Source organism: Spirosoma spitsbergense DSM 19989 (assembly GCF_000374085.1).
GTDB lineage: Bacteria > Bacteroidota > Bacteroidia > Cytophagales > Spirosomataceae > Spirosoma > Spirosoma spitsbergense.
This window is the reverse complement of record NZ_KB893620.1, coordinates 1-22,963: the sequence shown is the minus strand read 5'-3', so window position 1 is coordinate 22,963 and position 22,963 is coordinate 1. Positions and strand designations below refer to the sequence as shown.

Below are 22,963 nucleotides of genomic sequence, written 5' to 3'. Positions count from 1 at the left end.
AATTTTATGGGATTACGAAACGGTCCGCAACCTGATTAGCCAGACTTCCACTCAAACAGGATTGTCGGTAGTGGTACGAATAGTGGAAAAGCAATACGAAAAGGGACTAAAAACGGCGCGGTCGGAAATTGACCTGACCCGCATTCGCCCTCATCCAATCAATCCACAACTTACCTATCTCGTACTTGCTTAAAATGTCACCTTATTTTATCAGCATTACTTATATATAAACTATAACTCAACGATCATGAAAACTTTATTCATTGCCGCAGCCCTGTTGCTGACGGCCAGCCTGACGCAGGCACAAAACGTGACGGTAGATGCCGAGAAGAAACTGAATTTCGACTTCAGTAAGTACAAAACATTCGCCTGGGCCTCGCAGGTGGATAGCAAACTTGATCCCGGCTTCTATTTTCTTAATGACCTGGAATTGAAAGACCGGATTCGGAATGCCGTAAAATCTGAACTGGAAGGCCGGGGGTACAAATTCCAGCGACGGTCGCCCGATTTAATTGTGAACTTCCGGGTATTCGATAAGCCAACCACTATCAAAGGCTACACGGGCTATGGTACCACTTATTTCGGAAAAGAACTGCGCGAACCGGAAGATCAGAAAACGTTCGACGTAAAAGCCGGTTCTATTATTGTCAACCTGATCGATGTAAAAACGGGACAGGCGGTCTGGCGTGGTCTGGCATCAGGTCTTACCAACGATAATGGATTTGACCGCGACCAAAACAAAATCAAGCAGGCCGTCAACCTTATTTTTGAGAAATATTCTTACCGGGCTGATAATTATTAGTCTGTCTACAGCCTGAAATGGTGGTTTATCCAGAAATGGGTAGGCCACCATTTTTATTGACTAACCAGAAAGAAAAGGAGAAACGGGTTTTCTTTAAAACGATACGCCCCTTTGATAGTTAATAGATTATAAACCAACTATACAATTCAACGCAATGACAGACCAACAAATCGCCGATACCGTACTGGAAAATGTCGACAAGACTACCCTGCTCGACCTGGCCAGTTACACCCACAAACAATCCATCTCGATTTTCATTCCTACGCATCAGCGCGGAAAAGAAGTGAATGAAGGGCAGGATCATATTAGCTTCAAAAACCACGTTCAGCGTATCCGGCAAACGCTCGAAAACCAGTCGCTGCGCAGTAATGATGTGAATGACCTGATGCAACCGTTAGAAGCATTGCTGGACGATGGACAGTTCTGGCGGCATCAGCAGGCGGGGCTGGCGGTGTTCAGGAGTCCCGATTTCTTTGCCTATTTTCATAGCCCGTTGCCGCTGGAAAGCAGTAGCCAGATTGACAACCGGTTTCATATCAGTCCGCTGTTGCCCTTTGCCCAGCGTTCACCAGCTTATTACCTGTTGCAAATTGGTAAGAATGGGATCAAACTCTATAAGGCCGACACCTTCACGATTACCGAAGTCAATACGGCTGATGCAATGCCATCCGGGCTGGATGCTGTGACGAAGTATTACGAATTTGAGGAACAGTTGCAGGGACGTACAAAAGGTCCAGGCGGAGCTATGGCCATGTATACCAGCAATCAGGATGCCGATAACAAAGAGAAAGATCACCTCCTGGCCGACTATTTTCGACTCATCGATGCGGCTATCGTTGGTGTGATAGGCACGCAGAACCTACCCCTCGTGCTGGCTTCGGTAGACTATTTCCAGCCTATCTACCGGGGAATCAATACGTACCCACACCTGCAGGAAAAGAGCCTGACGGGGAACTTCGACCATACGCAACCTCCCGAAATGCACCAGATGGCGCAGGAGTTGCTGGGCAACTCCATCGAACAGGCAAAACAGCGACGTATCGAACAATATCAGAACAGTAGCGGGGGCGATTTGGTATCGAGTGATATGAAGCAGTTGCTGAAAGCCTCGGTGAAAGGTCAGATCGAGACGCTGTTTCTGAAAAAAGGAGCCACTGTATGGGGAAGTTTGAAAGAAGACACCTTACGGACATCCATCCACGACGAAAAGCAGGAGGGCGATGAGCCACTAATCGATAACCTGGCTTTATACACCCTCCGAAACGGTGGGGAGGTATATGTGCTGGATGAAATCGACCTGCTCCCAAATCAGCAGGACGTTATGGCAACAGCATTATTCCGGTTTTAATTGATCCGACTGGTTAAGGGGGTATCAGATACGGTACCCCTCAAACAGCCGGGTTATGATGCGTACAAATGTCAATATAACTGGCTGTACTGGCCCATTGAAACTGACTGTTGCCCTCAGGGTGTCAGGGACAACTGTACATAAAACGGAAAATGGTCAGAACCGAACTCTGGCAGGCGTTCCACTGCCAGTACCCTGAACTCGCTGGAAACGAATACGTAATCCAGTGGCCACCGCAAAAACATAGACTGAGCATTAAAGGTGCTGTACAGACCCCGGCCGTATCGCACGTCGTTCAGGCCGCTGAGTGCCACAAACTGGTGCGTATTGTACGACCAGCCTACATCGTTGAAATCACCGGCTACCACCGTCGGCAGCGACCGTTTACCCACCATCCGGCCTGCCTTCAGTAAAGCCACTTCTTTCTTCCTGTCGGTGATGTCGGGATACTTGCTGGGCGTAGGCGCTACGGGATGGATCGTAATGAGCTGAAAGGAACGGCCACCGGGCAGGGTAAAGGTTGCTTTAAACGTGGGCACCCGGTCGAAATTGAGAAACAAGATCTGTTGATTGTGGAAAGGGAGTTTTGAGTACAGTGCCATCCCGTAGGCATTATCACTGGGGAAGATCATACGGTACGGGTACTTCCTGGTCAACACACTGAGCTGATCCAGCCAGCGTTTATTGATCTCCATCGTGAGCAGAAAGGTTGGTTCTTTATCCGTCACAATCTTCACCAGTTCATCAGAACGGTCGTTTGTTATCAGTACGTTAGCCAGCATAATGCTGAAAATCGTCTCTTTATTAACAGACACCGGGTTGGCCGATCTGACCGGGCGCGAACCAAGGGGAGTATACGGGAAAAGAATGCAGGCCTGTATCCCTATGGAAACCAGCATACCCGTTAGGAAAAGCAGGTTCATGATTCCCCACTTTTTCCGGCAGAGTAAAAAAAGAAGTAAACCCACCACTAATCCCAGCAATACCTCCACCCTGGGGAAATTAAGGATTTGCAGGAACCAGATAGTAGTGTTGGAAATTAGTGAACCCAGCGAAACGAGTATCAGTAGGGTGCCGATTACCAGGGAAACATAAAAGAGAACTCGTTGGAGGAAAGACATAATGCTGTTTTGTCAAACTCACAGGTATCGGGCAGTATCACCGGAAGCTACTTAAAGAGAAAAAGTTTCCCATTTTCTTACTCACGTGGCCCCGCCCGTTCCGGTAAGATTTCAATACTAAAGCTAAAGTATACCTTTTCGGCGAAAGCCCGGTGTATGAATCAACACCCCAATGATTTTGCTGGTAATGGGTAAAAGAGAACACCAGCCTAAACGTAGCCTTATTAACGAATTAGTACGCTTTTTTAAAACGATACTCGTTTTCAGCAGTTAAAAGGATAGGGCGTGAGTGTCGCTTCGGTCCGCCCGTCAATCAATAAAACAGACCTGAGGTATGGAGCATAATATGGGTAACCGGGGCGTGACCCGTCCTATGATGCACGGGCATAAAGAACCGGCCAAAGACCAAACAAACGAGATGGAACAGGGGGGGCATGACCAGCCCATGATGATGAGTCCGAAACAGCGGATGGATATGCTCCAGATGCACCACATGCAAACCCTGTGGGTGTACTGGCTGGTGGTTATTCTGGGTTTCTGGCTGGTCCTGTCGCCCCTCACGTTCGACTATGCCAAACAGGCCGTGATGCCCAGTGGAGGCCGCCCGGTCTGGATTTCGCTGGCCAACCGGATAAAAATTCTCGAATGGAGTGATATAATCAGTGGCGTGATCCTGCTTGTTTTCGGGTACCGGGCCTTAACGCCCAATCGGCCTATCAGTGTCTGGATCTGTTGTTTTGTAGGTATCTGGCTGAGCATGGCTCCCCTCATACTATGGTCTCCTTCGGCGGCAGCCTACCTGAACGATACGCTGGTGGGTACGCTGGTCATGGGCCTGACGGTGCTGGTTCCGGGAATGCCCAACATGATCCTGTATATGGAAATGGGACCGGACACGCCACCGGGCTGGTCGTACAATCCCTCAAGCTGGCCCCAGCGCTGGATCATGATCGTGACGGGTTTGCTGGGCTGGATGGTTTCGCGCTATCTGGCCGCTTTTCAACTTGGCTATCTCGATTACGCCTGGGACCCTTTTTTCGGAGAAAGCAGCATGATGGTGCTGAACTCGGCTATGTCACATTCACTACCCGTGTCGGATGCGGGTCTGGGGTCATTTGCCTATACGTTCGAGTTTCTGATGGGGTTTATGGGAAGTTCGGCCCGCTGGCGTACCATGCCCTGGATGGTTACCTTCTTTGGAATTCTGGTTATCCCGCTTGGCCTGGTGCATATTTTTCTGGTCATTTCTCAGCCTATTCTAGTTGGCCACTGGTGTACGTTCTGCATTCTGGCGGCTACGATTATGCTGCCCATGCTACCGCTGGAGGTAGACGAAGTCATTGCCATGATTCAGTACATGATCCGGGCAACAAAGCGGGGCGAAGGATTCTGGAAAGTTTTCTGGAAAGGGGGCGGAGTAGAAGGCGGTAAGATGGATGAACGCTCTCCCGAACTCGAAACACTTCCGCAACAGGGTGGGGCCGTCTTTCAGGCTTCTATCTGGGGCATGAGCTTTCCCTGGACGCTGACCGTATCCACGTTACTGGGTATCTGGCTGATATTTTCACCCTATGTGTTCGGGGCTGAAATTCAAACGGCCGCGGCTAGTTTAAATCATCTGTGCGGGGCCCTGGTCGTTGTCGTATCGGTGCTTTGCATGGGCGAAGTGCTACGTATCGGGCGATATGTGAATGTGCTGCTGGGGCTGGCCGTAGCCGGGGGTATCTGGTTTACAGGCAATGCATCTGCGTTTTTAAGTATCAACTGTGCGGTGGCAGGGCTGTTGATTGCCGCCCTCGCCCTGCCACGCGGTATTGTAAAAGAACAGTATGGCAGCTGGGATCGGTACATTCGGTGACCAGCTATTTTATCAGCGAACCTTATGAATATAACCCATAACAAGCCTGCTGGTCAGGTTCATAAAGACGTTATTATCGTTACGGGTAGCAGTGGACTTATTGGCCGCGCCCTGGTTAAAAAACTAACGGCAAGTTACCAGATGGTTGGCTTCGACCGACCCGGACCACCGTATCCACCGGAAGAAGCTGTGTGTATTTCGGTGGATATGACTAATAAACAAAGTATCGAAGAAGGGCTTGCCGACGTTCGCAGTCAGTTTGGTAACCGAATCACGTCGGTGGTGCATTTGGCGGCTTATTACGATTTCTCCGGTGAACCAAGCCCATTGTATGATGCGCTGACCGTGCAGGGAACAAAGCATCTGCTGGAATCCTTACAATCGTTTGAGGTAGAGCAGTTTGTATTTTCGAGCAGTATGCTTATCTATAAGCCTACCACGCCCGGCCACCCACTCGATGAAACAGCCCCACTCGATCCGGCATGGGATTACCCGATCTCAAAAGTGAAGACGGAAAAAATCATCCATGAGCAGCGTGGCCAGATTCCGGCGGCTATTCTTCGCGTTGCCGGGGTATACAATGACCAGGGACATTCGGTACCGATTGTTCATCAGATTCAGCGTATTTACGAACAGAAACTGACCAGCCATTTTTATTCGGGCAATATAGAATCCGGGAATTCGTATGTGCATCTGGAGGATGTGGTCCATGCGATTGCGCTAACCATTCAGCAACGCGATCAACTGGAGGCCGAAGCTGTTTTCAATATTGGCGAAGCCCGGTCTGTTAGTTACGGCGAAATTCAGAAGATGAGTGGTAACCTGCTCTACGGACGCGACTGGACCACCATCGAGTTACCCAGGTTACTGGCAAAAGCAGGCGCATACGCCCAGGACTTAGTGAGTGACCCGTTCATAAAGCCCTGGATGATTGACAGGGCGGATGACCATTATGAACTGAACATTGACCGAGCCAGGAAGCAGTTAGGCTGGCAACCCAACCATAGCCTGCCGGAAACACTGCCGATTATCATCGAAAAACTGAAAGCTGATCCTGAAGCGTGGTACAAAGCCAACGACCTGGAACTGCCTGCCCATTTAACCGAAAAAACAACCCAGGATTAGTAATTGAATCCAGGTTGTTGGGACATTGCCCTTCACGGGTAAGACTCTTGCCTGAAAGGTTATTTTCTGGTCAGAAAAATCCCTGCTGCCACAGCCAGTACAAAAGAGGCAACGGCACCTTTATGTTTATCCACCCAAAATTGCGGACTGAATGACCATGCCTTATCGGAGAAAGGCCCATGTGCTCCGTGGTCGCCGGGAATGGGTTCCCACAGGTTGTCGGATCGGTTAGGGTCAGCGGGTTCGTCGGTCATCTGTCCTTTGAAGCCGCCATTGGCCAGTACATAATCACCAATGGACGGAGCCAGTTTATTCCCCACAATGGCCTCTACCGTAGGGTAGCCGATGTACAGTTCGCGGTGGTGGCTTTTGCTGGCATATACAATACCCCGTGCGGCTACTTCCGGCTCGTAGATGGTTCCCATTGGCCGGGGTTTTCGGGGGAGTTTGCTCCGCACAAAACCAAATTGGGTGGTGTTCATGGCGGGTAGTTGTACCATGCAGGTATTTATCTTGCTCTTGTCGTGGAGCAGTTCGGCCCGCAGCGAATCGTAGAATCCCTGAATCGCGTGTTTGGACGCGCAATAGGCCGATTGTAGCGGAATACCCCGGTACGCCAGGGCCGACCCAACAAAAATCAGGGAGCCCCGGTTGCGGGGCTGCATCCGTTTCAACGCGGCCAGGGCCCCGTAAACCTGTCCCAGATACGTAACTTCTGTCACCCGTTTGTATTCTTCCGGCTTCATGTCTTTGATGGGCGAAAAAACGCTGTTCATGGCGTTATTGACCCAAACGTCAATGGGCCCCAGTTTCTCTTCAATTTCACCGGCGGCTTTTTCTATGGCTTCGGCATCGGCTACATCGAGCTGGCAGATGAGCGCCCGTCCTCCGTAGGCTTCTACTTCCTTTTTGGCCCCTTCAAGGCCATCGATACCACGGGCAATTAGAGCCACATCGGCTCCGTCCTTAGCAAACTCCCGGACAATAGCCCGTCCTAATCCAGCTGAAGCGCCGGTTACTACAACTACTTTTTTAGCTTCCATAACGTTGATTTTTGTTTTTGTCTTTTTCCTGAACGGCCAGCAGATGAGCCGGCGTCCTGGCCAATAGTGATCGCCAGCCACCCCCGAAACGTTCTGAAACCTTACCCCGAATCAGTGAGAAGGTGATGACCAACAGCCCGGCAATGGTTTCATTCAACATATAAGTCATTCCAAGATGCTGTAAAAGCCAGGGAGATAACAGTAGCCATACCCCCAGCAGGGTGTTGGCATACCGAAAGTCCCGGGTCGATTCGCTGGTAGAAATTATGGCGATTGAGATAATTATCGGGGCTATAATGTACTCATGGTTTGCCCAGCTCCTGGGCAGATCAAGAACGAATGGTAGTACCATGAGCCACAGGCCAATACCGATATTCAGAATTCGTGCTGTCATATCTATCCATCAGACAACTGTTGAACTGATCGCTTTGTCACCCCAAAACGCCTTCCAGGTCGAATACCCGCTTCGTTTCACCCGTTGCATATATTGCAGACTGGCCAGTACCTCGTCCATAGCCGGACCAATCATGACCGTAGAAATAAGGGCTGATGTCAGGCACAGGGTACACCAGGCATCGAAAAAGACGGGTTGGGCAATCACCAGAAATAGACTCGTGATGCCTAACGGCCCTACGGCAAAACCAAACAGAATAACCATCCATGGCATTGTTTTCCAGCGCCTTGTACTACCAATAACGCCCGTAACAGCGTCTAACAGGTAACCAAATGCACCCAGAAGTGCGTCAGGAACCGGCAGAATAGTGGCTATGGGCGAATCCAGAATGGACTCGCTGGAGGCAGATCCGAAAAAAGGGTCCCAGACAGTGTCGAGCATCCGTAGTTGATACGCGCTCAAATAAAGGGCGATCAACAAGCCAATTGTGGCTACAACCACGAGTGGTATGCGTTCACGCCAGGTGGAGGGATTATAGGTCCAGCCGGATGGAACGGTCGTTGTATCGGTTGGTGCGTAGTAAGACGTTTCCATATTGGTTTGCTTATTACTACCGGACGCGGCACTATCAAAACGCCCTCCTATAAATACTGACGGACGGGCGTTTTTGTTTGGAGAACCCTGCTTAAATCAGCAAATAAGCCGGTGCGGTGGTATCGTCGGCAACCTATTTCTCAACGATCTGCCTGGCGGCTACGTAAGCAGACAAAGTTGTTGGCGCAGAACTTAATACAGGCCATAAAGAAAGCCAGCCATTTCCCTGTCTGAACTTCCCGTTAGTCTACCGATATTTTCTCATTTCCAGTCCCTGAAACGGCCCTCCGATTTTGAACAGGGTTCAGTTCTATGCCTGACTTCGCTTCGTTATGTAGTAAACCGGAATGCCTAGCCCGGCAATGAGCAGTCCCATACCGGTATTGAAGGTCTTGGTATAAAGCAAAATGGCGCAGATGGTCAGGCCCGCTATGATGTATAGGGCTGGAACAAGCGGATAGCCAAACGCCCGGTAAGGCCGCTCGGTATCCGGTTCGATGCGCCGGAGCCGGAATAGTCCCGCAATGGTAACGATGTAAAAAACCAGCGAGGCAAAAGTGCAGTAATCCAGCAGGTCGCCGTAGCGGCCCGACAGGCAAAGCAGCGAGGCCCAGATGCACTGTAGCCACAACGCCCGGCCCGGAACGCCATTCCGGTTCAGGTGCGACGCCTGTTTCAGAAAAAGCCCGTCTTTCGCCATGGCGTAATAGAGTCGTGCTCCCGCCAGAATCAGCCCGTTGTTGCAACCAAAGGTCGAAACCATGATCAGCACGGCCATGATTGATACCGCGATGCTCCCGAAAATAGTAGAAACGGCTGCCGTAGCCACCCGGTCGGCTTCGGCAAACTGAATACCCCGGCCAATGATGTCGGTAGCCGTTGGCAAGCCTTTGAGGGGTAGGAGGGAGAGGTAGGAAATGTTGGCCAGAAAGTAAATGGTCGTTACAATGAGTGTACCAAAAAACAGGGCCAGTGGAATGTTTCGGCGGGGGTTTTTGATTTCGCCCGCAATGAACGTTACGTTGTTCCAGGCGTCGGCCGAGAACAGCGACCCCACCATGGAGGTGCCGAAGGCCAGCATCAGCGCGATACCTGCAATGGGAACAATCTCGCCCGCTGCCGATGTCGTACTGGCTTCCCAGGCATTGGTCAGGTTAGCCGATAACATACCGCTGCTCACACCCAGGGTAATACCAATAACAATCAGCCCGAGCAGGGCGACTAATTTGGCCGATGTAAATACATTCTGAATCAGCTTACCACTCTCGATGCCCCGGCTGTTGAGCCAGGTGAGTAACACTAAACTGGAAATAGCAAACAGGGACCCTGCCGAAATATTGACTGGCCCAATAGCGACCAATACGTTAGCCGGGTTCAGCGCAGGGATAAATACAGCGGTAAATTTGGTGAAGGCCACCGCCACGGCGGCAATGGTGCCCGTCTGAATGACCATGAACACGGTCCAGCCGTATACGAAACCGGTTACCGGCCCGAACGCCCGTTGCAGATAAATGTACTGCCCCCCTGCTTTGGGCATCATGCCTGCCAGTTCGCCATAACTCAGTGCCGCGGCAACCGTCAACACCCCCGTTAGCACCCAAAGCATTAATAACCAGCCCGATGCGCCGAGGTTACGGGCCATGTCGGCGGTGACGATAAAAACACCGGAGCCAATCATGGAGCCGGAAACGATAAGCGTAGAGTCAATCAGACTGAGGGAGCGGTGAAACTCAGTGGATTCTGTGGTAACGTGCGCTGATGGAGCAGTATCTTCTGCCATAAAAGAGTAATCGTACAGAAAGTTAGTTGGTGACGGGTATTTAGCAAAACTTCCTGTAAGTAGCGTTCAATTCGGTAAAAAACCAAACGGACGTGCCTAAATACAACTCGCTGGGGGTTGATTGACGGTTTTTGAGGAGCAGGACTACCGTAAATTACCTGACGATTGATATGGGCTATAAACTGAGCGGTCGCGCCAGTCAGAAACTAATCAGCATGAGCAGTGTCCGGTCGTTAGTCAATTTTCAGGGGTGGCCCCACTATACGCATATCATTATCGGCAAAAATACGGGCTATTTCTGCCTGGTCAGGTTCGTGGGGTAATGAGGACATAGTAACAAAAAACTCCTCCATTTTACCCGCTGGCTGGAAAATAACGGTCATTTTGCCCTTATCGCTCAGCTGACTCCAGGCATGAGGCACATTGCGGGGCATGAATATGCTCTCGCCTGCTGTTAGCGAATAGTTATCCGGACCAACCTGAAAAACATAGTTGCCCTCTAAAACCTGAAATACCTCATCCTGATTGGGGTGGATATGCAACGGGGTACCCCGTTTTGGCGATAAACTGGTTTGCTCAAATATGGCCAGATCCCCGTTGGTGTCTTTTCCCGAAACTTTCACGTCCAGAATGTTCGAGTTAACGCCTTTCAACTGGATGTGACCGTGGTACCGGCCCTCGCCCGGTTTCGTTTTAAAGCTTTTACCCGCTGGCCTAGGTTGTTGATGGGCAGTTGCAACCAGTGGCGCAGCCGCCAGGGTGGTTAGGATAAACGTCCGACGTTTCACAGCAGATGGAGTTTGAGATGATTTTATTGATAACCAAAGCTACCCACCTACCCGTGAGAAGCACCATATTCTTTAGCAAGTGGTACTTCTCCAGCCGGTTGGGTTAATTTCGAAGTTGCCTGACTGAAATACAGGCATTCGTACCCATCGAGTTTGGCACCTCAAGTTCGGCTATCGCCAGTTGGGCGGCCTGACCGGAGTTTCGCAAACCAACCACAATCGCGTCAATCTGAATTTTGCCAGTTGGTAACCTGATTGCCGTGTTCTGGCCGAGTGGAAATCACCTGCCCGTGACTCCGGTTAAGCGGGACGCGGAAGAACCGTGTAAGTTGGGTAGACTGGCCAGAAGCGGAGGAAACGGGCAGACACAACAACGCAACAATCAGTAAGCGAACAAACACAACCGGAGGGCAACAGTAGAGCGACCGACATGAACTAACCGTTAAGCCATTGATATTCAAACTAAACGTTGTACTTTTAAGGGCTTTTACGCTGAAATGTTTCGTAAAAGCCTTGTCCGGACAATGAATTTATTGTCCGGACGCCGATGTCAGGCGTACTTCCGGCTCCAGATGCAGGTCAGTTCAGTAGGTGTCATACTGGCTGCTTAGTAAACCTGAAATAAACACAATTCAGTGAAGAAGTTCATAATGTGGCTGCTGAATTAGTGGATTAAAAGAAAGAGTACGTATACCAGGCCACTGTGTAGTGATTGCCATTCTGACCAGATGGCGTAGTAGTGTACCCACCGTAACCCCTTGTTGCTTGTGACGAAACTATCCCTAATCGTGGCAGTTGGATTCGGATTTGCCACCCTTACCCCTTCGCTGAAAGGCACAGCCCAGCCCGGCCCACTTCTTTCATTGCACGTAGCGGCTACCGGCAGGCTGCTAACAAACAAACTGACGACAGCCCGGACGGATGAAACGATCATCCATTTCTGCGGTGAAAACGTACCCATCAACCATCCGGCCATTGTTGACCGCTGGACCCGAACCCTTAACCATCAGGCGGCACTGGCGGCCGATCTGGCGCTGTTAAAACGTCGGGCTTCGGTAGTTTTTCCGTTGATAGAACCTATCCTCGAACAGTATCAGATTCCTTCCGATTTTAAGTTTTTACCGCTCCTTGAGAGTGCCGTTACCAACCGGGCTGTTTCCCGGAAGGGAGCGGCCGGATTCTGGCAATTGATGCCCGGAACGGCTCAGACCCTGGGACTAACAGTATCGTACCGGAACGATGAACGCTTTAATTTACTCAAAGCGACGCACGCGGCCTGTCGGTATATCGTAGAACTGCATGATCTGTTAGGCTCCTGGATGCTGGTGGCAACGGCCTATAATGCCGGGCCCAACTACATCCAGCAACTTGTTCGGCAGCATCCTGCTATGCATCCGATGGCCTTACCCTACCGGGCAGCCGAAACCAAAGCATATCTGTTCCAGGCGGTAGCCATCAAGGAATTACTCACCCGACCGGCTTTCTATCACGATCAACTAAGCAGCGAAGAAATAGATGCCCTGACCGATGATGCTGAGCCACTGGAAACCGCCGAAAGAGCCGCTATACTGGCCTCATTCGATATGGATGAGACGATGGTGGAAAAGGCACTGGCAAAACGACCGGTTGCCGTTGATGTACCGTTTATTTCCGATTCGACTACCACTGTCGTGCTACTGACGGAGGAGGAGAGCACGGCTGGGATCAGTTCCAAAACGCCGACCACCAGTGGAAAAAAAGCACAACCCGCCCCTGTTATTTCAGCGCAGGAGGCTAAGGCACCTGCTGCCACGCTCAGAACCCGTAGTATGAGTGATGGGGTACTCACGGAGGGCAAACTATGTCTGTTTCAGGTGATACAGCCCGTAACGCTAAACGGAAGGCCCTTTGCCGTTGGTGATATGATTCGCGCGTATATCGACGTAATTGATGCCCGTTCGGGGCGGGTTTACCTGCGTACCGATCAGCTTACAACGGCACAGACAAGGGAAGTATTCCCCCTTAAAATGGTAGCGACCGAACAACCGAAGCAACCGGGCGTATCCTTACCTAACCGCCTTGAAAACTGGCAATTGAGCTGGGAGTCGCTTTAATCACCGAGCGCAAATTTTTCCTGTTGCTGCCATACCATACAGGCTGATGTCTGTTGCGGACGCCTGACAAAACTGACGTAAAGGCTTAGTGTATTTGTTCTGTCACAATCCTTTTCGAAGACATATACCCCAATCTTTGGGAATCGACCGGCAATGCTGTCGGGTATCACGACGGTGTTGGTCGTTGTGGTAAAGTAGCGTGGTACATACGTCTTACCTCCTTCGATAAGCGTATCTGAAAAGGGAGCAATAACCCATACGAGAGTAGCGACTGGTGAAGCGTCGGCTGTCAGGACCAGGCCGGTACCTGCCTGATAGCAGGTGCGGTAACGTGCAGTGTCTGACAGGCTACCAATGGGTCCGTCGACCTACAGCTCACTGCCAGGTATAATGTCAGTCCAGTCAAAAACAGGCGACTATTCATGATGTGCTATTTTTAGCTGAATAGACCCCGATACCCGTAAAAAGGTTGGAAAGTAGATAGACAGTTGTTGTCAGGTATTGTCTTGTCATTCATCGGTAAGTTTCTGATTGTTAGTGCATACGATCGATGACTACCAGATGACAACGCCTGACAAATAGACAAATAATGATAACGTACTTAATTCCCACGGGATGGGTAACGTATGTGCACTACTTCAGTCGGCGTCGGTCAGCACCCGTGGCCCCTGCTGGTTGATCTGAGACACGTAGGTTTCGCTGGTGATGCCAACGGATAAAAAGGCCTGCTGCATGGCCTCGCCCACTTTTTCGGCCGTTTGCAAATCCCGGCTCCAGGCAAACATGGAAGGGCCGGAACCCGATATACTGCAACCCAGTGCACCCGCATCCCGGGCGGCTTTCTTGGCTTCGTTGAACTCCGGGATCAGAATAGCCCGTACCGGCTCGATAATCACATCGACAAGGGAGCGGCTGATGAGCTCATAATCGGGGGTCATCAGACCGGCAATCAGCCCCGCTACATTGCCCATCTGGGTAATCGTGTTTTTCAGCGAGACTTCATTTTTGAGGATAAACCGGGCATCTTTTGTATTCACCTCGATATCGGGATGAACGAGGGTGCAGAACAACCGGGCTTTGGTATCGATACGAATAACATCCAGCGGGTGGTAGCTGCGGATAACGACAAACCCCCCCAACAACGACGGACCTACGTTATCAGCATGGGCCGATCCGCTGGCAAATCGTTCGCCCTCCATCGCGAAGGGTAAGAGTTTGATGGTGGGCAACGGCCGACCGAGGAGTTCGTTAGCTGCAAAAACACCCGCTACGGCACTGGCTGCACTAGAGCCTAGTCCACTACCCAACGGCATTTTTTTGTGCAGAACTACGTCGAACCCTACTTCCTGCCGATTAATGAATTTGAGAAAAGACTGAATGGCAATACCGGCTGTGTTCTTGCTGGCATCGCGGGATAAGCGTCCCCCATCACCCGTGATATCGTTTATCCGAACGCCTGGTTCATCGCTGAAAGTGAGGGTAATCTGGTCGCCGGGGTTATCGACGGCAAAACCAAAAATATCAAATCCGCAGGCTACATTAGCCACGGTTGCCGGAGCAAATACACGAATAGAATCCACGATAGAATCAGGGGGTAACGAAGCGCAAAGGTAGTGATTTGGATTAGAAATCAACTGGCACACCCTGGCCAGGTTATGGGCTAATCTGTCGGTGCGCCAGCTATCCAAACCCCTGTTTTTCCTTTATCTGTCTGTTTCTGCCGTTACCGCCCCGCTCTCCCGTGCCACACCACACCTCTGCAATAAGTCTGGCACAGGGGAGCAGGGCGGTAATGGATTTATTCGCTAAATAACTGATTCCATACACCTTTGGCTTTTTCTTTGGCAGCTTCGATCTGGAGAGCGGCTTCGGCTTTGAGTTCATCTAGTTTGAGTTGAGCGGCTTCCAGGTGTACGGCGGCTTCGGCTTTCATTTCGTCAAACTTATCTTCGGCTACCTCCGATAGTTCGTCGGCCTTTGCTGAGGCTGAAGCAAATACTTTTTCTGCTTCGTTTTGTAAGTTGACCAGATTCTCGGCAGTAGATGCCTTCACGGCTTCGAAATGGTTGGTTACCTTGGCTTTCAGACCATCGATGTCAATGTCTTTCCCAAACTCCTGCGCCTGTGCCACCAGTTTGTCCCGCATTTCGTCGAGTTGGGTAGCCGCTACATCAAGATGCTCACCTGCCGTAGTTCGGAAGGATTCCATCTTGTCGGCCATTGTTTGTTTGGCGGCCCGGGCCTGTTCGGTGGTTGTCTGTTTTGCTTTATCTTCCATTAGTCTATTAGCGTGTTTTTGGTAAAGTTGATGAATGTGAGCGATATAATGAACAGGAAATAGAAGAAGGGTAAAACGAATCCCGAGAGGTGTTATTCCTGAGTACTGACGGATTGATGGGTGTAGGCTTGCCACTCGTAAACGAATAATCGGACTGGGTAGTTGTACGAAGCAATGAGAGGGGCTCCCCGGGAAACACCCAACTGAACAATTGATCAGGCTGGTCGTTAATTCAGCAGTAACCTACAACCGGTTACACGTATATTTTCCCAATCGTTATGAACAGACTATGTGTATATATTTCCCTGTCAATGAGCATCCTGCTGGTATCATTTCCCAGTAAGACGATAGCGCAGACAACAACCGGCTTAACACCAACGGGTGTCAAAACCAATATGAACCTGGCCACCAGTGCGGCCAGCGCCCCCGATCATAAAGTGTTGCTTCAATACCTGAAAGCATCAGGATTGCTCAAACAGGCATCCACCAAAACGCAGTACACCGTCTTCGCCCCAACCGATGCCGCCTTTTCGGAGCTACCCGAGGCCGACCGGCGTGAACTGTTATTGCCCTCTAGTAAGCAAAAACTGATTAAGCTGCTGGCGTACCACGTTGTAAAAGGCCGGATAACCTCCGATCAGTTACAGGATGGGCAAACCCTCACCAACCTGACCGGCGATATTCTGTTAATCCACAAACAGGGCAACGACATCACCATTGAAGATGGCCGGGGTGGAGTGGGCGACATCATTCAATCCGATATCCGAACAACCAACGGCATCGTTTATTCCATCAACAGAGTGCTGCAGCACATTGTTGAATAGCATCAACTGACCTGATTTCCGGTCGGCAGGAGCGACGATTTCATTTTAAGACAAACGCTTCATGGACAGGAACAGCCATCAGACTGGGTGGCTCTCTTACAATAGTTCACATTTTCCGGCGTCCACGTCGGCTTCTACTTTCTTGTACTTCACATCCCGCACAACGGTTCCATCGGTGTAGCGCACCGAAACTTTATCATTTCGGCCGGGCGCGGGTGCTTTGATAATGGGTTGTGCCGGGCTGGACAAATACTTCCTTTGCTGTGATGGAAATACCGCTCCATTGGGTAGTTCATCCTCATCGTCTTCTTCATCTTCGTACAGGAAAGCCCATTCGTCTTCCTGTGCTTCCAGTTCGCTCATGTACTCTTCCTGAAACTTTTCCCGTTCTGGATTGAGGTGGGCGTTGCGGTATGCGGTCGGGTTTTGCAGGTACTCGTACTGTTCGGCCAATGGGCGAAGATCCATCTGATTGGTGGGGTAACGTCGCTGCACGATCTCCTTCTCTACACTGGCCAGATCGCCCTGAATGCTTTCTGTAACGAGATTGTGCTCGTAAGCCCTTCGGATTAGAGGCAGTAAATCGGTCAGTTGCAGATCAACAATGTCGCCAATCATCCAGGCAATCAGGTCGGTATCCAGCAGATGCTCATTGTCGCTATGGTCGAGGAGGTAGGTGAGAATATCGGTGTACCACGTCTGAGCAGCCGGTTTGAGTGTCGGATTGGCCAGGGCTTCCTGGGAGTAAGCCCCCGTAATAATTTCCTTCGACGAGGTATTCACATCGGGTTCGCACATGAACGCTTTCAGCACGTCGGCATGGCCGGGCAGGAGTTGGCGGAAATAGGGTTCGTAAAACTCATTCAGGTAGTCGCCCCACCAGAACTCCCGGAATTCATCGTCCTGTCGCAGCGTTTCCAACACGGCATCGAGGCATTCATCGGCCCGGAGTTCGGTGGCCAGCAGCAGCGCGTGACTGGCAAAATTATGGTGCTCTTCGTCCCAGTCCTGCTCACCAAAAAACTCGTAGCGATACACGATGTCGAGCAGGGCCTTCGACAGGTCTCGCGTGAGCGACGGGCGGGGTAGTGCCAGTAACGCATCCCGTTTGTCGGCAGGGAGCGGTTTTGCGGTCTCCATCAACCCATATTCGTAGAGCCACTGCATTTCGGGGTGTTCAAACACGGGCGGCTCGGTCGTTTGCTGGTCGGTAGCCCGGAAATAGCCATCGACCGTTATCGCCTTCTCATAACCCTCCTGCATCCGGGCCATGTTGTACCGCATCCGGGTCATATCCAGCCGGTCTTTCATGGACCGCAGTTGATCTTTGGTATGGTAGCTCAGATCGCGCATGAGCCGCAAGCGCATCAGAGCCGCATCGGGGTCATCTTTAGCCAGGTAATAGTTAAACGACATAAATGTAAAATGAGCCACTTCCGACGCGTGAAACTCCGACCGCTCTGGATAGAACCAGGCAATATCAGTCGGCGGGCCACCAAACAGTTTTTCTACGCCCCCGGTATCGTCTTTGGTCAGCAGTTGATTCGCCTTGTTGACCAGACCCAGCAGATAACGTGGATGTTGGGCTATGGTCTGTTCGAGTACTTCGTTGGCGCGGCTTTGTTGCCCGGTCTGCACGTAAGTCGTCATCAGATAGTTTTTCAGGGCGGGCACGTCGGGGTATTGCCGTACCAGTTGGCGGAGCCGTTCGGCCAGAGCGCGATTGGGGTTAAACCGGGAAGCCTCGTACAAGTGCGCTAATTGGGCAACAATTTCGGGCGGGGTTGCATCATCATGGAGCGGCTCCCAGGTAATGGAGTAGCCGAGGTTCAGCAAACTCCTGGATTCGGGCGCAGTAGGTAGGTTGTTTTTCGGACCAAAGAGGTCGGCGGGTTTGTCGGGTAAAGCCATGGTGTCGAGTGATTCTGCGTTGGAAAGACAAAGGTAAGAAGGCTCCCGTAATAAGCCGAACCAGTGCTATTGTCCGATGACTATTGCCCAAAAACGGTGGGGTAGAGCCGGAAAGATAGCCGAAGAGTGGTTGCTGGGCGCGTTGGGGAAGTTGCTGGTTATTGCCTAAATTTGAGTAATTACAAACATAGCCGCCATGCTTACCAGTCCAGCCAACCCTATCACTATACCTACCCATCTGCCAACCGTAGATGCGTTTGAGCAGTGGGAACGTCAGCACCCGCATGAGGGTAGCTACGAATTTGTACGGGGGCGTATCATTCCTAAACCCGCCATGAAACAAGATGAAGTAGACATCGCCGATTTTCTAATTCGGCAATTCATGCAAACGCCCCAGTTTGCCCAAAAACACACGTTAATGCCAGAAGTAGATGCGTATGTGGATTTGGAACGTCGGCGAAGGCCTGACTTATTGTACCTGACCAATGAGCAGCGACAGGCTATTCGGAGGGGAGAACGAGTACCCGCTTATTTTGCCATCGAACTCCTGTCAGACTCTGAATCCTATGATTACGTTCTGGAGAAATTGCAGGATTATTTCGATGGCGGGGCACAGTTGGTCTGGTACATTGTCCCCAAGCGGCAGAAGATTTTCGCCTATACCTCTCCCGATGAGTCAAAAGCCTACAAAGGGCAGGAAGTAATTTCGGCGGCTCCCGTTGTACCGGAGTTTGAGTTTGTAGTGGCAGATATGTTTGAGTGAATTTTAACTACTACAAACGGATTACCCGATGAAATCGACAAAGACTATTCCTACACGAGAACAGGAGAAAGATGCTGAGCCGAAGAAGAAGCGCAACTTAGACAACTCGACTCTAAAGCCATTTTTTGTCAAAGGACCTGAGAATATTTGGGAAAAAGATATTCAGACGGGCGAGGGTATTTTTAGCTTTTGATTGACAGAATAGTCATCGATAACCAAGACTTATATTGAGGTGTAGATATTGATAACATATTTGTTGTCTATTCCCTCTGCCATTTGCTCAGTAGCAATAAGAGTTGAGCAATGATTTCGAAGTTCTTTCCACAACATTGCCGTTTCATATTGCTCACTGTCGGCCGGGATGTAGTTTAATAGTTCTTCCGAACAAACAACAATCAGGCGTTCTTTAGGACGGGAAAAGGCGACATTTGCTCTATTGAGATTTAATATAAAATCTGTGTAGCTATTGATTGCGGCTGAGTCGCTAGCGGTAGCTGAAACGATGATATTATTTCGCTCTCCTCCTTGTAGCTTTTCAACTGTTTCTATTACATCAATTACGTTGTTGTATGACTCTAAGCGCTTTTTTAACAAAGCCCGTTGTGCTCTGTGGGGAGTAACAATAGCAGTTGAGCCATCTCCCAAATTAGTTGAAGCTTTCATAATACGTTCAATAATTTGTACTTCAATCTCATTGCTTTTCTTAGATAATCGCTCATTATGGGTGATCAAAAACACTCCTTCGCATGGATACCATACTCGCGGCCAAGTTGCAATAGCAAGGCTAGACCAATCAATCGGAAGTTGTCTGGTTGGACGTCCCTGCAACTCAATACCATCTTTCTTATAAAGTTTTGAAATGAGTTTGACAACTTCACTAGGCAATCTAAATGTGTGAGTTAGCTGAGAAACAATCAGTGATTTTTCGGTGATTATGTGCTTTTCGACTTGCTGACGGATATCCCATATAGCTTGGTAGGCACTTACATATGGCTTGTAAAGCATGACTGGTGGCCTATCTTCACTTTCCCAATCATGGGCGATAATTGGTGACAGTTGCCTATGGTCTCCTGCCAGCATAATATCACCGTCGTCAGCAACGAAAGTAGCTAATGACAAAAAATGGGGAAAGACCATCATACTCGCTTCATCTACGACCAACAGTTTTGCTTTAAGGCTTCTAAACTTTTGCGGTGTGTATAGAGATCTTAGAGCTTTGTGTATACTTGGCACTGTACCGCCAATTATTGCTATTTTTCCATCAATTAAGCGCTTCATGTTGCTGACGTTAAGTCTGTCAGCAACTAAATCTTCAACATTACCACCCACCGAATTTACTGAGTCTACATTCTTTGAATGAATTTTTACTAGTGAAATAGATTTTGGCTTCAAACCAGCTGCTAGAGCTTGTTGATTGAAATTATCTACATCTTGATCAATCTTTTCTAGTAGTGTATTGGTGGCTTGATGTGTGTTTGCCGCTATTATGATTAGAGAGTTCTCGTTGATGCCAGTTGTAATTCGAGACAATATAGATATAGACGTTGTTGTTGATTTGCCAGTACCCGGCGGGCCTTGCAAAAGTTGAATCTTAGCTCCTATTCCCTCCATTATTGCCATCTGCTGGTCTTTGGATAGAGAAAATCCGTTAGGCATTACGAATGAAGAAAGAAATTGATCAAGTTGAGTAAAATCTACATTTACAACTTTTTCCGGTATTGCAATTTGAGTACTAAGTGGAGTAAACCATTGAAAAGCCGGTGATTGTAATGTTGATAATAATCTGCTTTCTACTTTGCCTGCAGTAAAGTCAGATACTCCTACGTCAAGTGTTGCAAAATCGTATGTATTTTCTGCGGCACTGCTATTTAACACGTAACGGTCTGGAGTGGAAGATTGATAGGGAATTACCGATAGCTGAACAAAGCCAGTGTTTTCGTCAATAGAATCAATCGTACACGTTTTACCGAATAGTAGCTGCTTGCGGGTTTGTCCAACTTGTGGGTTCTCCGAACATCGACTTAGACGGACAAAACCGCCAACGGCAAATGACGGTGCTCGCTCAAGCATAGACACAATAGAAATACCATAACGATTTGCATCAAGCACAGCACTAACTGAGCCATCTGAATTTATAGTAACCTGCTGTAATGGTAAAGATCGACCCTCGGCGACGCGATCTATAGGCGGCTCGGAATTACCAGCAAACCAGTCAGTTAGCTTAACGTGGTGATCAAGGCGTAAATAATCGGTTGCTGCTCGTGCAACATCATTTACCTGCAAATCAAATTTCCTTAGATCATTGATGAGAAGCGACGCTTTTTCAATTTCAGTATTTTTGAAAGTGACTCGTTCTTCAATCCATCGTAGCGCAAATACTCTGGCTTCCAAATATGCAGCCAAATGATCTTTTGCCCCTTTGTAGCGTCTCGCTATGCGTTTGGCTTCTCCTTTTAATTCTGAATCTGGTGGTAAGGCATCCCAGAATGCATAGAAATAAGGGGGAGTCAGGCCATCGTTAAAACGGCTTCGTATCTCAAACTTGTATTTATTATCGCCCCTTTGTCGATGTTCATCTGTAGTGGTTTCTGAGTTGGCTTCGGCCCAATTTCCATTTTTATCAAGCCACAAATCCGTTTTGAAGTCAAAAATGTCCTGCGTGAACATCTTGTCTAATTGAATTACTTCACCATCTACCAGCCGTGTCCAGTGATAACGTTTCCCATACCATTTTAGATAGGTGACAACACTCAAACCAAGCCCTGTCCAACCAAGAGCATACCGCTTTTTTACTTCATCCTGTAAACACGAATAGATGGATTGCTCAAGGCTCTCTCGGCTGCCCATCAGTTGCTGTAAATGCCAAAGTAGTTTAGCATCTGTACTTCGGGCGCATGCCTCCATTAGATTTCGAAGTTCCTGTCGCGACCAGAAATAGAAATGTATTGGTGCCCGACCGTCACCAACCGCTGCTACTTTGCGAATGGCTTTATACAGACTTTCTAAAAATGTGTGAAGTAATGATTCTTCATATGCACTGTCGGTGACGTAATTGTTAGTCCATTTTTTGGGTATAGAATACTCTATAAACTCGCCTGATACAGCATGTATGTTTCCATCCGTGTCTACTTCACGAATAATTGGATTGTTCTCTGGTCTTCCATCATTGAATATCGTTTCTGTCTCGACCTTATGATCACTTTTCGTAATGTGTGCCGCCAAGGCTACGACTCGCTTTTCAACGTAGTCAAGAGTTACACTCATATACACTCGCACTAGTGCATCACCATTCTGGTCGTAGCTTGGTAACTGACTTTCTACTCTGTGATCGTACGAGTCAACCTCATAATCATCTTTACCGGCATTTGCACCTCCGGGTAGATTCTTACGTCGTGCCTTTGCTTTTGCAATCAGCGTCTCGATCCGTACCGTAAAACTATTATCGTTTCGAAGGGTGTGAGCGGTTTGGGAATCAGGATCAAGTGTCGCTAAATCATCAATAGTGTATATACCATTTGCTTTGAGCGTTCTAGCTACTGAACTGTTCACCCCAATAATCTCTACCTTTCGTTCTCGGGCACTTTCAGATAGACAATGGATATTAAAAATACAGCTATCGCATTGAGGTTCTATCTGGAAAGCTATATCTGGCAAATTGATTTTAGTTATTCTATCTAATTTCCCATTTTCTGCAAGTAGCTTATCAATGTCTACTAGCTCCCGTGAGACATCAAGCGGCATTAAAAGCAGAATGTCCTGAATTGTATTTGTAGTGTCATCAATGCGTGCTACTACGCATTCGAGTTGTTCAACGTCTAATGATGATTCACTGATAGTTACTGGCTTTTCATCTAAAAGTTGCTGGACTAGTTTTTGGTAGATAGCTACCTGAACTGTCTGATACGTAGCTTCTTTTCGACTAGCCTTGCACTCTACAATACGTAGGACTGGTTGGGTGCAATTCAAATTGTCGCAACCATGTCGTAGCTTAGGGCATGCCTGACGAACACTCCCTGCCCTTCACCGAAGAAGAATATGTGGCTTTGGCCCGCCAGAAATATAGCGAACTCAAAGCCCTCAGAAGTAAGCCTACCTTCTATGACTACGAGAAGTCATTTGAGGAGATTTGGCTCGACTTGGGGCGACAAGTCCTGGAAAAGAGTCTGAGTCAGGTACCGACTGATCGTCGTAAAAAAAAAGATGAAAACACGCTTTGGACCCATACAGATAGCTAATAGTGA

General features: G+C 49.2%; 19 protein-coding genes and 1 pseudogene. 10 read left to right on the top strand and 10 right to left on the bottom strand.

Features of this window, described 5'->3' with window-relative positions; all coding sequences use genetic code 11:
* From B157_RS37910 to B157_RS0133645, 3 genes are all read left to right on the top strand, one after another.
* Window positions 1-193, top strand: a 193-nt coding sequence (locus B157_RS37910) for an ISAzo13-like element transposase-related protein (protein WP_026309141.1), incomplete at its 5' end; no start/stop codon positions are given.
* A 54-nt stretch (window positions 194-247) separates the two neighbouring features.
* Window positions 248-802 carry a DUF4136 domain-containing protein gene (locus B157_RS0133650; RefSeq protein ID WP_020607687.1) on the top strand — a complete coding sequence of 185 codons (555 nt, stop codon included), beginning with the start codon at window positions 248-250 and terminating at the stop codon, window positions 800-802.
* 154 nt (window positions 803-956) lie between these two features.
* Window positions 957-2,150 carry a baeRF7 domain-containing protein gene (locus B157_RS0133645; RefSeq protein WP_020607686.1) on the top strand — a complete coding sequence of 398 codons (1,194 nt, stop codon included), beginning with the start codon at window positions 957-959 and terminating at the stop codon, window positions 2,148-2,150.
* A 116-nt stretch (window positions 2,151-2,266) separates the two neighbouring features.
* Here the strand turns inward: B157_RS0133645 and B157_RS0133640 are convergent, their stop codons facing one another.
* Entirely contained in the window at window positions 2,267-3,271 is a 1,005-nt protein-coding gene (locus B157_RS0133640; protein ID WP_020607685.1) for an endonuclease/exonuclease/phosphatase family protein, read from the bottom strand.
* Between the two features lie 334 nt (window positions 3,272-3,605).
* Here B157_RS0133640 and B157_RS0133635 point away from each other — a divergent pair, with 334 nt between their 5' ends.
* On the top strand, window positions 3,606-5,129 hold the full coding sequence (locus tag B157_RS0133635) for a vitamin K epoxide reductase family protein (RefSeq protein WP_020607684.1): 1,524 nt from the start codon (window positions 3,606-3,608) through the stop codon (window positions 5,127-5,129).
* Between the two features lie 24 nt (window positions 5,130-5,153).
* On the top strand, window positions 5,154-6,254 hold the full coding sequence (locus tag B157_RS0133630) for an NAD-dependent epimerase/dehydratase family protein (protein WP_020607683.1): 1,101 nt from the start codon (window positions 5,154-5,156) through the stop codon (window positions 6,252-6,254).
* Between the two features lie 59 nt (window positions 6,255-6,313).
* Here the strand turns inward: B157_RS0133630 and B157_RS0133625 are convergent, their stop codons facing one another.
* From B157_RS0133625 to B157_RS0133605, 5 genes are all read right to left on the bottom strand, one after another.
* Window positions 6,314-7,297 carry an SDR family oxidoreductase gene (locus B157_RS0133625; RefSeq protein WP_020607682.1) on the bottom strand — a complete coding sequence of 328 codons (984 nt, stop codon included), beginning with the start codon at window positions 7,295-7,297 and terminating at the stop codon, window positions 6,314-6,316.
* Entirely contained in the window at window positions 7,287-7,691 is a 405-nt protein-coding gene (locus tag B157_RS0133620) for an SPW repeat protein (protein WP_020607681.1), read from the bottom strand. Before B157_RS0133620 ends, B157_RS0133625 begins: the two co-directional genes overlap by 11 nt.
* Before the next feature lie 9 nt (window positions 7,692-7,700).
* Complete coding sequence (locus B157_RS0133615; RefSeq protein WP_020607680.1) at window positions 7,701-8,285, bottom strand: vitamin K epoxide reductase family protein; 585 nt, start codon at window positions 8,283-8,285, stop codon at window positions 7,701-7,703.
* A 310-nt stretch (window positions 8,286-8,595) separates the two neighbouring features.
* Entirely contained in the window at window positions 8,596-10,065 is a 1,470-nt protein-coding gene (locus B157_RS0133610) for an APC family permease (RefSeq protein ID WP_020607679.1), read from the bottom strand.
* A 233-nt stretch (window positions 10,066-10,298) separates the two neighbouring features.
* Window positions 10,299-10,853, bottom strand: coding sequence for a cupin domain-containing protein (locus tag B157_RS0133605; protein ID WP_020607678.1), 555 nt, complete (start codon window positions 10,851-10,853; stop codon window positions 10,299-10,301).
* 767 nt (window positions 10,854-11,620) lie between these two features.
* On the opposite strand from B157_RS0133605, the gene B157_RS0133600 reads away from it, so the two are divergent.
* Entirely contained in the window at window positions 11,621-12,946 is a 1,326-nt protein-coding gene (locus tag B157_RS0133600) for a lytic transglycosylase domain-containing protein (protein ID WP_020607677.1), read from the top strand.
* A gap of 638 nt (window positions 12,947-13,584) precedes the next feature.
* Here B157_RS0133600 and B157_RS0133595 read toward each other — a convergent pair.
* Together B157_RS0133595 and B157_RS0133590 are read right to left on the bottom strand one after the other, a co-directional pair.
* On the bottom strand, window positions 13,585-14,526 hold the full coding sequence (locus tag B157_RS0133595) for a homoserine kinase (RefSeq protein ID WP_020607676.1): 942 nt from the start codon (window positions 14,524-14,526) through the stop codon (window positions 13,585-13,587).
* 218 nt (window positions 14,527-14,744) lie between these two features.
* Entirely contained in the window at window positions 14,745-15,224 is a 480-nt protein-coding gene (locus B157_RS0133590; protein ID WP_020607675.1) for a hypothetical protein, read from the bottom strand.
* 278 nt (window positions 15,225-15,502) lie between these two features.
* Here B157_RS0133590 and B157_RS0133585 point away from each other — a divergent pair, with 278 nt between their 5' ends.
* Window positions 15,503-16,048 carry a fasciclin domain-containing protein gene (locus B157_RS0133585; RefSeq protein WP_026309140.1) on the top strand — a complete coding sequence of 182 codons (546 nt, stop codon included), beginning with the start codon at window positions 15,503-15,505 and terminating at the stop codon, window positions 16,046-16,048.
* 96 nt (window positions 16,049-16,144) lie between these two features.
* Here B157_RS0133585 and B157_RS0133580 read toward each other — a convergent pair whose 3' ends face one another.
* On the bottom strand, window positions 16,145-17,959 hold the full coding sequence (locus B157_RS0133580; protein WP_020607673.1) for a hypothetical protein: 1,815 nt from the start codon (window positions 17,957-17,959) through the stop codon (window positions 16,145-16,147).
* Between the two features lie 196 nt (window positions 17,960-18,155).
* Between B157_RS0133580 and B157_RS0133570 the strand changes: the two genes are divergently transcribed.
* Together B157_RS0133570 and B157_RS39215 are read left to right on the top strand one after the other, a co-directional pair.
* Window positions 18,156-18,722 (top strand): Uma2 family endonuclease, encoded by a 567-nt coding sequence (locus B157_RS0133570; RefSeq protein WP_020607671.1) that lies wholly within the window; start codon window positions 18,156-18,158, stop codon window positions 18,720-18,722.
* Window positions 18,723-18,750: 28 nt separating this feature from the next.
* Window positions 18,751-18,915, top strand: a complete 165-nt coding sequence (locus tag B157_RS39215) for a hypothetical protein (RefSeq protein WP_020607670.1) — start codon at window positions 18,751-18,753, stop codon at window positions 18,913-18,915.
* Between the two features lie 29 nt (window positions 18,916-18,944).
* On the opposite strand, the gene B157_RS36570 is transcribed toward B157_RS39215, so the two are convergent.
* Window positions 18,945-22,688: an AAA domain-containing protein gene (locus tag B157_RS36570; protein WP_020607669.1), complete on the bottom strand. Its 3,744-nt coding sequence runs from the start codon at window positions 22,686-22,688 to the stop codon at window positions 18,945-18,947.
* 29 nt (window positions 22,689-22,717) lie between these two features.
* Here B157_RS36570 and B157_RS0133555 point away from each other — a divergent pair.
* Window positions 22,718-22,963: pseudogene (locus tag B157_RS0133555) on the top strand (ISLre2-like element ISRsl1 family transposase); the annotation flags it as partial.

Excerpts from the sequence above, each read along its gene's own strand:
- B157_RS0133590 (WP_020607675.1), bottom strand. The coding sequence starts at position 15,224 with ATGGAAGATAAAGCAAAACAGACAACCACCGAACAGGCCCGGGCCGCC.
- B157_RS0133640 (WP_020607685.1), bottom strand. The coding sequence starts at position 3,271 with ATGTCTTTCCTCCAACGAGTTCTCTTTTATGTTTCCCTGGTAATCGGC.
- B157_RS0133620 (WP_020607681.1), bottom strand. The coding sequence starts at position 7,691 with ATGACAGCACGAATTCTGAATATCGGTATTGGCCTGTGGCTCATGGTA.
- B157_RS0133625 (WP_020607682.1), bottom strand. The coding sequence starts at position 7,297 with ATGGAAGCTAAAAAAGTAGTTGTAGTAACCGGCGCTTCAGCTGGATTA.
- B157_RS39215 (WP_020607670.1), top strand. The coding sequence starts at position 18,751 with ATGAAATCGACAAAGACTATTCCTACACGAGAACAGGAGAAAGATGCT.
- B157_RS0133580 (WP_020607673.1), bottom strand. The coding sequence starts at position 17,959 with ATGGCTTTACCCGACAAACCCGCCGACCTCTTTGGTCCGAAAAACAAC.
- B157_RS0133585 (WP_026309140.1), top strand. The coding sequence starts at position 15,503 with ATGAACAGACTATGTGTATATATTTCCCTGTCAATGAGCATCCTGCTG.
- B157_RS0133635 (WP_020607684.1), top strand. The coding sequence starts at position 3,606 with ATGGAGCATAATATGGGTAACCGGGGCGTGACCCGTCCTATGATGCAC.
- B157_RS0133610 (WP_020607679.1), bottom strand. The coding sequence starts at position 10,065 with ATGGCAGAAGATACTGCTCCATCAGCGCACGTTACCACAGAATCCACT.
- B157_RS0133650 (WP_020607687.1), top strand. The coding sequence starts at position 248 with ATGAAAACTTTATTCATTGCCGCAGCCCTGTTGCTGACGGCCAGCCTG.
- B157_RS0133615 (WP_020607680.1), bottom strand. The coding sequence starts at position 8,285 with ATGGAAACGTCTTACTACGCACCAACCGATACAACGACCGTTCCATCC.
- B157_RS0133570 (WP_020607671.1), top strand. The coding sequence starts at position 18,156 with ATGCTTACCAGTCCAGCCAACCCTATCACTATACCTACCCATCTGCCA.
- B157_RS0133645 (WP_020607686.1), top strand. The coding sequence starts at position 957 with ATGACAGACCAACAAATCGCCGATACCGTACTGGAAAATGTCGACAAG.
- B157_RS0133630 (WP_020607683.1), top strand. The coding sequence starts at position 5,154 with ATGAATATAACCCATAACAAGCCTGCTGGTCAGGTTCATAAAGACGTT.